Genomic DNA, 11187 nt, shown 5'->3' with positions numbered 1-11187 from the left:
ATGGTCCAACAGGAAGTGTAGTTAATTATTGAGTTGTTAGCAAGTGGCTTTTTCTTTTATGCATAGCCCTATAGGCCATGCATAAAAGAAGTGCCATAACCTACATTTTTAGTTTGCCATAAACATCCGTACTGTAATAATAAATGACACATATCGCTACCATTAAACCTGATGACTTTTCATTTAAAACAATCATACTCGTCGAAGATAACATTAGTGAGACATCTACCTTTTTTGCCGGTACGGTATTGATGTACTTCATGTATAAAATATACAAAAATGAATCTGAGTTTATTGAAAGCATCTTGTTTGATTAATGGTAATATAAGTGAGCATACTTTAGATCATTCTTGTTGTTGAATTAATATGTCGTTGCGAGAACTCTGTTATAGTTTTACATCTTCCACAAAATATAATAAGTATAAAAGCCCTTTAAGATTAGCCTTGTTTTTTCAACTCTTCCAAAGCCTTTTCTATTAGCGAAATATCTGTTTGAATGACTGGTTTCATTTTTTCATTCTTGCAATTGTCGTGGTCTATGCGTAAACGCTTGATTTCATGTAAAAAGATTGTACACTCTAACCGTCTCCCCATGTTGCAGCTCTCCTCGGAGTTTATTGTTCCCTCTTTCTGTTCCCTTTTTGAACATACAAAAACCTTAAGTCATCAAGTAATTTATCTAAGGTACTAACACACTCAAAGGTGTTCCCGCATTAGGCTCTTGGTTGCTTATTGTAGGTCTTGAGCGCCTGTTCCCAACGTTCATTAATTGCATCAACTAATTCATCCATGGAACAGTTTAGATTTTTTACCGGTATATTAACCTGAGTATCTAATAAGCCTTTGTTTATTTGAGTGAACACTTTTTTAATTCCGGTCATCCGGTTGATGACCAAATTCCGATCAATTGTAAAAATGCCAAGATATACTTGGCCTGAAAAATTGATGAAATCAATAGCTTCAATTTCGGTCCATCTAACAAGGCCTGCTCCAATATAACTGGATTTGTCGAAAATCCCATCTTTGGAGATAATAATGGCCGGCTCCCTTTTAATGAGTACAATGACATAATATATAAAACAAAGACCAAAAATGATTATTGTAAGAGCCCCTATAATCATCGGTCCTTTCGCACTTTCAAATTGTCCACTCGTTAAAAAATAAATCCCCAGTATTACAAAAACTAAAGAAATAAATGCAAGCATAATCATCCTTTTCATTTTTGGCATGATAATAAAATCATCCATACATGTGAACCCCCTAGGCCTAAAATATGTATTATATAACTTAACGGTTTTTAATTATAAAAAGTGTCCTAAGAATATTCCGACACCTATCCAGAGAGTGCCCTAAAGCTGGTAAGACAGCAAGGAACGCTGTCTTACCAGCTTTTGACCACTGTCGAGAACATGTCTTTACTTTTTTAAAACCCATGCGGCCGGACCTAGTCCAGCTTTCTCTCGTTTTTTAAACGTTGTTGGGGCAAGAAAATGTTTCTTTTTCTGGGTAGCACAAATGGTTTTCGTTCGCTCGATTGGATAATACTACTACTAGCCAACCCAGCATGAACGTTATAGGAAATCCAGCATCAATAAAACCTTTGGTAAGCAAGATAATTACATGGAGCTGTTCTTAGGCCATATTGGGTAGTGTCGTCAATACATCTACCAGTTTTCTGATTCCTAAATGAGATGGTTCCATCAGAATGCCTGACGACCCACCAACTTTGGTATTGGCTTTTGTTTCTTGGGTAAAACCGGAAACCGTGGGCGCTATCATCAAGTGCGTAATTAATGCTGTAATGTCTTAATTCCACTGTTCCATCACGCCAGTGCTCAACTCTCCACTTTTCTGGGGAGTTGATGGAGGCGGGTTTGATATTGACAAACATGTTAGGATTGATAGCGCTTTGTTCCATATTATTCCGAATTAGAGGATTTGAACCCATATATTTACCAGTCCATTGGTTTTTGAAGGTTTGGATGCTGGCAGATGCCTGGATACTAGTTTCCTCGCTCTGTTCAGCTGATGCTGGAAAAGCAATAATACCCATAACCATTAGTGCCACAATTGCGGTAGTAACCCCGTGAATGAATGTTTTCCATTTGATTCTCATCATTGATACATCACCTTTCCTTTCTTAAAATTGCAAACATTTAGATGTTTAGTTGAACTTATTGTTCTATGCTTGTTTATCCAGATGAGCACTCAATCTCTTTCATTTCGTGACGCTCGCTTCAAGAATATTTTGCCGTGAAAATCTCCAAATCTATTAAAAAAGGGAGGCTTTCCATTGCATCCTTTCTTATACATAGACTTTTACTTATTTTTCCCATGTTTTTAAAAGTGATTTCAACATATGAATGGCATGATCTTACCAATATTGTGTTTCACAACGCCCTTTACTATCAAACTCATCATATTCAACGCGGATTATTCCCATTACCGGTTCTTCGGAAAGAGGGGAGCCTCGATGCGGAGAGTCTGTGAGACAGACGTAAACGTACTGCCATCTTCAGCCCCTATATTTAACGATATAGGAGCGGTGCAGGTAATCTCATATCCCAGTGACATGGGAGCGATCACAGGGTCTATCGGATGTGCCCCCTCTTTGAAGCATTCACCCTTCACTTGAGTGAGCAGATCGGCGGCTTCCTGCTGCCATTCTTTGTTATCCGGCCATAAGTTGGGTAACGCTATGTTGATTACTTCCTCAAGTGTCTGATCGAGATCCTCTGTTGTGGAGGCGCTGGCATGTAAGGCGACTTCATTCATCGTGCCATGTTCATCAAGCGTGTCCGTATTATAGGAGACCCCGAGCGACTTTTCGTTGTCACTACCTTCACACGAACCGACTGAACCGGTTGTGTTGCCTTCTTCACCCAGTTTGAAGCAATTCCATTGCGTACTCTGGGCAATTCGTTCCAGGAACTGCTCTCCCGTCACCTCATCCGGCGGAAAACATTGAAAGCTGTGGGGCATATCCGGGTTGCAGGGCACGATGGCCCCGGGAGCCGACTGGTCGGTGGAATCTTTCCCCGGCTCAACCGTATCCGGTGCAGGTGGATTTTTCGCTTGTGGTTTGTTGTCTGATGAAAAGAATCCATCCGGCGACAAAAATACTATTGCCAGAGTAATTGCGATGACGGCAACCAGGGAAATCAGAGCGGTTATGGCCCCGCCGATGATAAGAATTAACTTCAGGTTGCTCTTCTTTTCGACATCGGCAACAGCTGGGCTGCCACCCTCATGAGGTTGCCGGGGATCTTCCCCGCAGTGGCGGCCATTCTCCTGATCCACCCAGACTCCGGGGGTTTCAGGGTCGGGTAATACCGGTTTTCCACACTTGATGCACTTGCTCGGTTGTATCGGGTTTGTCATAAATTGTCCCCCTGTTCCTTGAAGTTTACTTGCTCAAAGGGCCATTCGAAAGGCTATTTATGTTTAAGCCTTATAAATGGTGATTTAGTTTAAAGTAGAGTCTTGACATCGTACCGCTGATCTAAAAAATTAATTTTACTTAACCTATACTTGTTTCTTCCATGTTTTTAAAAGTGAGTTCAGCATCTGAATGGCTTGTTCTTCTGCTTTCTGGGGTCCAACAATCTCTGCCATTGAGGTTGATCCCTCTAATAAAAGCATCATTTGGGAAGCGATACTATCACATTGCTTAAAACCATTTTCTAAAGCAAGACCTTGAAGGTATTGAAATAGGTCATTCTTGTGATTCCGTACAATTTGTTCTATTTGGTTGTCTATATCAGCAAATTCTTCTTTTGCCCGAAGAAACATGCAGCCATTCCTTCCCTTTTCATTCAGCCATTTCCCATGGCCTTTTACGACTTGTAAAAAAGGAGACTTTGAATCTTTTTCAACATATGAGTGAAGGTATGACCAATATTGTGATTCACATTGCTTAAGGACCTCCTCTATAAGTTGTTCCTTGGATGCAAAATGGTTGTATAACGTCATAGTTGCTACATTTGCATCCTCAATAACCTTTTTCATACCAACTGCATGAAATCCATGATTATAAAATAGTGATTCGGCTGACTTAAGAATAGCTTTTTTCTTTAAAGATTGACTCATTTTTTTATCCCCTTTTTATATAGAACGTTCACTCTAAATAATATTGATATTCCCTTTAGTTTCAAGGGTACTTTTTCCTATCTTCGTTTAATTAGGTAGAAAATGATCAATCTTTTGTATGAAAAACTTAAATCTGTTGGAAAAGAATTCATTTTGATCAATCTTTTTTCAAAAAGGATTCTCTTTATTTGTCGTAAAATATGGGTTTGTGAGATATTTTTGATTAAACTTTATTTTAAAGCCACAAATATTCCCTTTCACCCCAGTAATTCTAAACGATATCTTTGCTGAGAATAGTTTAAAAATTTCATGTTTTGACGTAAACTGAAAATATAGTATGTGTTATTTAGATCAATTGAAGGTAGTGATCGCCTTGACTCTTTTTCGTGTATACCATCCTCATCCCCCCTTGTCGGCTTATGTAAATATCTTTTGGCTATATAAAGGCTATCACCCATCTCACAAAATGGAGCGTGTACTTCCTGACGGGTCTATGGAATTGATTATCAATCTTGAAGAAGACTTGATTAAGGTATACGATCAAAAGAATCATGAACAGTTCAAAAGTTTACGTGGAAGCTTGATCTCTGGTCCGCATTCAAATTTTGCTGTTATCGACACAGCCTGTCAAGTGTCAACAATAGGGGTTCATTTTAAGCCCGGTGGTGCTTTACCTTTTCTTAGCTTACCAGCTGATGAACTGCGTAATGAGCATGTGTCGTTGGACACACTTTGGGGGACGAAAGCGGATGAATTGCGAGAACAGCTCCTTGAAGCTGAAACGCCGGTTGCCAAATTTAAAATTCTTGAGAAATATTTAATGGAGCTGATGATTCAACCCACGTCACACCACCCCGCTGTTGTTTTCGCGCTTAGGAAATTTCAGGCTTCCCCTCATCAGTGGAAGATTGCTGATGTGACTGAACAAATCGGTTTGAGTTCAAGACGATTTATTCAAGTGTTCAAGGAAGAAGTTGGATTGACACCCAAACAATTCTGCCGTATTCAGCGCTTTCAGAATGTGCTTCGTGTCATCGAAGGTGAAGAGCAAGTAGATTGGACTGATATTGCTTTAACCTACGGTTATTATGATCAGGCACATTTCATCCACGATTTTCGGTCTTTTTCCGGCTTTAGCCCAACAACCTACCACTTGCATCAAGGTAAACAAAAAAATCATGTTCCGCTTGGCGAGTAGGGTCATTTTTTTTACAATACAACTCATTCCAATATGACTTAGAATAAATTTGATGCGATCGTTCCCTGTATTTGACCTAATTTTGGGGGATAAATGTATCCAAATTATAATGAATTGGAGGAATTTTTTATGACACTTAAAACAAAAGCCATACTGGAGGGGCATCACGCGGTGACACCGTACATGATTATCAAGGATGCTGCCAATGCCATAATGTTTTACAAAAAGGCGTTTGGAGCAACTGAATTGATGCGTGTCACAGACGATAGTGGAAAGGTAAGGCATGCGGAGATCAAGATTGAAGATTCACCAATTATGATCGTGGACGAGTTTCCCGAATACTCGGTTATGAAGAGCCCCGAGTCTCTTGGAGGAACTACGATGCATATTTTTCTTTATGTTGAGGACGTAGATGCTCTTTTTGCACAAGCTATTGATGCAGGTGCAAAGGAATTGATGCCTGTAGAAGATCATTCTGAAGGTGATCGACGCGGGGGAGTAACGGATCCATTTGGACACATTTGGTGGATCGCAACACATATAAAGGATGTACCGCTTGAGGAAATCGGGTAACGAGCTTATCCAAGGTATAAAATTTCAAATACAGGGTGAAGGGAAGGGTTAATATATGGGGTATCACCCCTTAATGAATGATACCAAATGGGATGAAATTAGAACGGCCATGATTGAGTTCCCAAAACAAGTTTTTTGGAGAACAAAAGATATCGAGACTGGATATATCAGCTATTGGGATGGAGATTGGTACTATCATTTCCGTACAGGGGAGTACAATACAGTAGAATGGTTGGAAATTAAGTTTGAAAATGCAAAAATTAAAGAGGAATTGGTGAACATCCTCAGGGAAATACACGTACCTGGTGAGTTATTGGAAAACAGGATTAGGATTTACGGTTATGTAAAACCGGGAACATTTATTGATTATATATAATCATGTTTTCTTCCCCTCTTTATCTGAAAAAAGCCGCCCCCATTTTTTGGGGGGTCTTAAATCTGTCTAACAAGCAATTGGAAAAACTTAATGACCTTCGATTACAATGTCATAATCATACAATTTGAATCGGAAAAAAGCAAAGTCAAATCTAATAATACACAGAATTGAATGAATTGGATTAGTTGGAACGCCGTATGCGGTGAAAGTCGCGCGTACGGTGTGAACAGGGGAAAAGGGAGCGATAACTTCAAACCCTTACCTATCTGTATCAACAAGTAATATGGCCAAATTAATATCAATGTAGAATTGGAGGTGAAAGATTGGATATTTATGTTTGGGTTTTGTCTTTCCTAATCATATTTATGCTCCACAATTTAGAGGAAATTATAACGATCGAAAGATGGTTTCAAAAAACGTATCCTCGGATTAGTAAAAGGATACCTTCATTTGCACAAAAGGAACTCAAGAAGTATAAAGATATTACATCCGCACAGTTTTCTATCGTTGTTTTTGTGTTTTCTGTCTTTGCCTCTGCATTGATATTGATAGCCGTAAATACACAACATTATTATTTGTTTTTGGGGGTAACCCTATTTTTTGCTTTAAACATTTTTACCCACCCATTACAGGCTTTGTACTTAAGGTGCTACACTCCAGGAGTTTTGACATCACTATTATTGATTATTCCCTATTACAGTTTATTTTTCTATCACTTCTATAAAACTGATATGTTATCCTTGAACTCGATTGTTGGTTCAATAATTGTAATGGTCTTTCTTATACCAGTATTCCTCCTTAGTCATAAAATTGGAGAGAAGTGGAGTTAACTAATTTACGGAAAAGACACGTCGCAATTGACTAAATTAATTCATTTGTAAGATTGTTGTGAATAGAAGGAATATATAACTAATTAATAAAAAAAGAGTATATTGGGCAATTAGTTGATTTTGATTTAAGAAATGTTTTATTAAAAATTACTGCGCCCATTTTCTCTCCAACTTGAGCACAGCCACAAACGCCAATGACAGGATCGAAAGCATCAATATTCTCCCTTTCCCTGGGTAAACAATCATACTGTCTTTACTGACTTGTGTTCGATTTGTTTCACTCACCTAAGATTCCTCCTTCAAATTATTTTTTAAAAAATATTCGAACGCCCATTCCCTAAATTCTTACTATTCATACCTATCGATCCTAGATTCGTCAATGTCATCCGGCAATTCCACAAAATGTGGGACTTCTAAACGCTCTCTGATCGCTCGCTTTAAATATGCACGTTTATCGTCTTCAAATTCATGTAATTCCTCTTCTCTTTGAATCGTCCATTCCGGCAGTAACACTGGTTCTGGTTCTTGCCCAGATGTTTGACAATACCATTGTCCATGCTCTTTATACAAAATCATTTCTTTTGACGGATTTAAATCTATTCGACTAAAATGACGCACACCATTTTCCGTATATAAAAATTCCACATCTTCAAATGTCTTCGATCCTTTTTCTCGGTAACCTCCATCCGGATATTCTAGCTCACCATATTCCAAATAACGCCCACTTGACAGCATTTCCTCTGACACTTTTTGTACTGACGCCTCTTCGCGTGCTTTCGCTTCTGCCATCCTTCGGACCCGCTCTTCTGGCGTAATGTCTAAGTCTATAAACCCGCCCATGATCACACGTGTCCAAAACAAGGAAAAGAAAAAGGCAACACCTGGCCAAATAAGAGCCACCGCAGCATCCTCCCCAAACAAAAACACATAAATGCCCGAGCCTTTTGTCGAATTAAAAACCCCTAACAAATGAAACATAAAAAATGCGCCAAGGATAATAGTTATAATACTAGCTACCCTTTCTCGTGTACGAACTGGGATCCACTTGATGGATGAGAATATAATTAATAACAATTGGGTCCATAAAAGATTAATATAAAGATCTTGATAAAATGGTTGATCCACAAGCGCCTGTATTCCATATAAATTGATTGCAACCATTGACCACAAACAATTCGTGAAAAAAAGCAGGTTTGTCTCGAGTGGCTCATAATTTGGGCGACGGTAAACAACAATATATGAAGCAACTGCACTCATCACAAAATAACTTAAAAAGAGTAGTACTGCAAACAAACGCCAAAAATCATCAATATACACAAAAAATATATTTGGAATGCTGTAAAGATAGACAAACACTCCGCCTATGAGATAAAGGCCTAAAGTTGATCGGTATTTTTCCTTCTTCTCATTTTTATCAGAAAAAAAATCGACGTTTCTCAAAGCCACACCTCAATTCCACGATTTCATTACATAATAAGAAACCTATTAGTAAATTTAGGAATGGGGGAGATTCCCATACACTAATATTATTATAAATACCACCAACATTCCAAATGAAATCATTAGGGACAAGATATCGTGCATTGTTATATTCATAGGCAGCACTTTACGCTATTTGCAAGGAATAGTGGGAGGCCTTGATTGATTATGGTAAGCTTATAATTAATCACTTTTAAAGGTGTGAATGAAGAGAAGAAAAAGAGTGAATGAAACGACTACTCGGTCGCGATGTATTTGCAGTTTCATTGTTTTTCAAGTCAATTATCAAAAGAAGTAAGAGATGTAAAACAAGAGGTAAAGAAAAATGCTGATAAAATCGACAAGTTAGATGCTAAGGTAACCGTATTATCAGAGGGATTACTAGACACTAAGCAGAAGTAAAAATTCTTAAAAATGCAAAATGATAATTGTAATGAAAATAATGTCCTGAATTAAAGGGTATTCTGATTAGCGTGTAGAATTATGGTTGATTGGCGTATATTAAACTAACTTAAAATTCACAGATCCGTTTCCTTCAACAAACGGGCCAGATAATTGAATAAAAAGGGCTGTTAAAATGAAAAATGATGTAAACAAGGATGTAATAAATAGGCTTGTATATTTATTTACAGGAGAATTTTTTGCAGTAGTTGTTTTTACCTTTCTATATTTTTATTATTTTTCTTCAAAACATAGCTATTCATTGATATATGCACTATTTATCTTGAATTTCATTCTATTACAGGGTAGTTTTTATTGGTTTATAAGGTGGAGAAGGCTGAAAAATAACAGAGCTGTTTTACCCAATCTATATAAATCTCTTATCATTTTTAAAAAAGTCAACTTTATATTAATATGCGTAATGCCTTTAATGCTAATTATGGATTTAGTTCTACTGAGACAAAGACCCATTACCTTTTTGCTTACTGTATCTGTTTACATCTTTTCTATCATAGAATATATTAATTACTTTCATATACAATTGACCAATTATAAAAACGGAAGAGGAAAAAAGTCTTCTATAGCTAAGGAACTTGATAAAACAAAACGTGAAAAATAGAAGTGTTGACCCAACATACCTTACTATTTTCCGATTACCCGAATTAAATACTTGATTTCGTGAAAAAGCAGATAAAAAAATCTGTTCTTTTTTTGTTTTTAAAGAGAGTTTAGAAATGTATGTTAAAATAGGATTCAAAATTCAATTCAAAATACTTTTTATTACCCAAACGGGTCATATTGTTGAGTAATGAACGAGGGGAAGAAAAAATGATAGTAAGAGGAATAGAAGTTTCAGATGTAGAAAAACTTTCCCACTTAATACAGCAAGTAGAAGCAAGTTCAGAATATATGCTTTGGGAGGCTGGGGAAAGGGAAGTTGAAAACGAACGTCAAAAAAAGATGATAAAGAGTATGAAGGACAGTAATAATTCAACTATTTTTGTAGCTGAAAGCGAAAATAATGAGATAGTGGGATACCTATTCGCTATCGGTGGCAATGCGAAAAGAAACAGGCACTCTTCCTATATTGTTGTTGGTATATCGGAAAACTTTCGAGGACAAGGTGTAGGAACAAAGCTATTTATAGAATTGGAAAAATGGGCTACTCAACACGATATTCACCGTTTGGAATTAACAGTAGTTATTCGCAACCAAGCTGGTCTATCATTATATAAAAAAATGGGTTTTGAAGTCGAGGGAACAAAAAGACATTCTCTATTTATTAATGATGAGTTTGTTGATGAATACTATATGTCGAAGTTAATCACCCCTGTTCCCTAAGTAATAAAACAGTTAACCATTAAAGCAATCGGGCGCAATTATGAAACAAAGATTTGCACTCTGTATTGTAGAATAGGGCCATTTAACGTAATAAATGCAGGAATCCATTCTGGATTCATTCATTGAGCTAGATTTGGAATATAAAGACAACGTTTGCCGCATTATCAATTTTAATCTTTTTCAGTATTGATTGTATGTTATCATAGGTTCAATGGAAATTATTCTATTGAAGCTGATTTTCTTGCATAAACATGTGTTAAAAAAATGGTATTAGATGATTTTTTCTACCAGTCTAATAGCATGTGGAAATTCAGAAGCAAATAATCATTTAACCTATGAAGATATAGTAGAGTTAACTATTGAAAAATTTGACCAGAGTTGCCTAAGTTAGGTGATTTAGAATATAAACCTTTTCAAAAAAAAGAATTGTAAGATATGGGTTTTCTACTCTACAACTTGGTGTTGATAACCTTATACTAAAACAGTAGATGGAATGAGAACTATTGCTTTAGATGATTATGCGGAAAAGAGAGGTTTTATATGAATAATTGGTTGTATGGGTTATATGCCTTGATTTTAGGTATCGTGTCTTTTTTTACAGGCGAAATTGTAACTTTCATAATGCTTGGTTTTATATTAATTGCTCTAATTAATATCAACACAACTCTAAAAAAGATTTATAAGAAGGATGATGAGAAGAAAGAGATTTGAGATAAATGCAGTCCACAGCTAGTTTTGACAATACGTGGAGTTTTAAGGGGGTGGAATAATGAATGATTTTTATACAATATTAAATTATGTAAATAAAATGATTTACGAGCCAAATGATTTAACTGTAAATTCGGTTCAAGAAGAAAAGC

At 36.8% G+C, this 11187-nt stretch carries 13 protein-coding genes; 6 read left to right on the top strand and 7 right to left on the bottom strand.

What is annotated here, in order from left to right:
* Positions 1-438: 438 nt before the first annotated feature.
* The 5 genes from KI363_RS20935 to KI363_RS20915 form a co-directional block, all read right to left on the bottom strand.
* Positions 439-594 carry a hypothetical protein gene (locus tag KI363_RS20935; RefSeq protein WP_212967540.1) on the bottom strand — a complete coding sequence of 52 codons (156 nt, stop codon included), beginning with the start codon at positions 592-594 and terminating at the stop codon, positions 439-441.
* 119 nt (positions 595-713) lie between these two features.
* Complete coding sequence (locus KI363_RS20930; RefSeq protein ID WP_212967539.1) at positions 714-1247, bottom strand: STM3941 family protein; 534 nt, start codon at positions 1245-1247, stop codon at positions 714-716.
* A gap of 341 nt (positions 1248-1588) precedes the next feature.
* The gene (locus KI363_RS20925) at positions 1589-2119 is read right to left on the bottom strand and encodes an RICIN domain-containing protein (protein WP_212967538.1); all 531 of its coding nucleotides are present in this window, start codon (positions 2117-2119) and stop codon (positions 1589-1591) included.
* A gap of 323 nt (positions 2120-2442) precedes the next feature.
* Positions 2443-3381 carry a hypothetical protein gene (locus tag KI363_RS20920; RefSeq protein ID WP_212967537.1) on the bottom strand — a complete coding sequence of 313 codons (939 nt, stop codon included), beginning with the start codon at positions 3379-3381 and terminating at the stop codon, positions 2443-2445.
* A gap of 144 nt (positions 3382-3525) precedes the next feature.
* Positions 3526-4089, bottom strand: coding sequence for a TetR/AcrR family transcriptional regulator (locus tag KI363_RS20915; RefSeq protein WP_212967536.1), 564 nt, complete (start codon positions 4087-4089; stop codon positions 3526-3528).
* Between the two features lie 364 nt (positions 4090-4453).
* Between KI363_RS20915 and KI363_RS20910 the strand changes: the two genes are divergently transcribed.
* The 4 genes from KI363_RS20910 to KI363_RS20895 all read left to right on the top strand — a co-directional run bounded on the left by KI363_RS20910 (position 4454) and on the right by KI363_RS20895 (position 7066).
* Entirely contained in the window at positions 4454-5287 is an 834-nt protein-coding gene (locus KI363_RS20910) for a helix-turn-helix transcriptional regulator (protein ID WP_246516979.1), read from the top strand.
* 129 nt (positions 5288-5416) lie between these two features.
* Positions 5417-5860, top strand: a complete 444-nt coding sequence (locus KI363_RS20905; protein ID WP_212967535.1) for a VOC family protein — start codon at positions 5417-5419, stop codon at positions 5858-5860.
* A gap of 73 nt (positions 5861-5933) precedes the next feature.
* Complete coding sequence (locus tag KI363_RS20900) at positions 5934-6236, top strand: DUF6678 family protein (RefSeq protein ID WP_212967534.1); 303 nt, start codon at positions 5934-5936, stop codon at positions 6234-6236.
* A gap of 323 nt (positions 6237-6559) precedes the next feature.
* Positions 6560-7066 (top strand): HXXEE domain-containing protein, encoded by a 507-nt coding sequence (locus KI363_RS20895; RefSeq protein ID WP_212967533.1) that lies wholly within the window; start codon positions 6560-6562, stop codon positions 7064-7066.
* A gap of 147 nt (positions 7067-7213) precedes the next feature.
* Here the strand turns inward: KI363_RS20895 and KI363_RS20890 are convergent, their stop codons facing one another.
* On the bottom strand, positions 7214-7351 hold the full coding sequence (locus tag KI363_RS20890; protein ID WP_212967532.1) for a hypothetical protein: 138 nt from the start codon (positions 7349-7351) through the stop codon (positions 7214-7216).
* Between the two features lie 63 nt (positions 7352-7414).
* Complete coding sequence (locus tag KI363_RS20885) at positions 7415-8506, bottom strand: hypothetical protein (RefSeq protein WP_212967531.1); 1092 nt, start codon at positions 8504-8506, stop codon at positions 7415-7417.
* 294 nt (positions 8507-8800) lie between these two features.
* On the opposite strand from KI363_RS20885, the gene KI363_RS20880 reads away from it, so the two are divergent.
* Positions 8801-8947: a hypothetical protein gene (locus KI363_RS20880; RefSeq protein WP_212967530.1), complete on the top strand. Its 147-nt coding sequence runs from the start codon at positions 8801-8803 to the stop codon at positions 8945-8947.
* A gap of 867 nt (positions 8948-9814) precedes the next feature.
* The gene (locus KI363_RS20875) at positions 9815-10327 is read left to right on the top strand and encodes a GNAT family N-acetyltransferase (RefSeq protein ID WP_212967529.1); all 513 of its coding nucleotides are present in this window, start codon (positions 9815-9817) and stop codon (positions 10325-10327) included.
* Positions 10328-11187: the final 860 nt, after the last annotated feature.

Origin of the sequence: Lederbergia ruris (genome assembly GCF_018332955.1) — a bacterium.
GTDB lineage: Bacteria > Bacillota > Bacilli > Bacillales > Bacillaceae_C > Lederbergia > Lederbergia ruris.
Note: the sequence above shows the minus strand (reverse complement) of the source record. Positions and strands in the feature narration are given on the sequence as shown.

Coding starts and splice junctions, on each gene's coding strand:
- KI363_RS20915 (WP_212967536.1), bottom strand. CDS start 4,089: ATGAGTCAATCTTTAAAGAAAAAAGCTATTCTTAAGTCAGCCGAATCA.
- KI363_RS20930 (WP_212967539.1), bottom strand. CDS start 1,247: ATGGATGATTTTATTATCATGCCAAAAATGAAAAGGATGATTATGCTT.
- KI363_RS20925 (WP_212967538.1), bottom strand. CDS start 2,119: ATGATGAGAATCAAATGGAAAACATTCATTCACGGGGTTACTACCGCA.
- KI363_RS20905 (WP_212967535.1), top strand. CDS start 5,417: ATGACACTTAAAACAAAAGCCATACTGGAGGGGCATCACGCGGTGACA.
- KI363_RS20935 (WP_212967540.1), bottom strand. CDS start 594: ATGGGGAGACGGTTAGAGTGTACAATCTTTTTACATGAAATCAAGCGT.
- KI363_RS20875 (WP_212967529.1), top strand. CDS start 9,815: ATGATAGTAAGAGGAATAGAAGTTTCAGATGTAGAAAAACTTTCCCAC.
- KI363_RS20900 (WP_212967534.1), top strand. CDS start 5,934: ATGAATGATACCAAATGGGATGAAATTAGAACGGCCATGATTGAGTTC.
- KI363_RS20920 (WP_212967537.1), bottom strand. CDS start 3,381: ATGACAAACCCGATACAACCGAGCAAGTGCATCAAGTGTGGAAAACCG.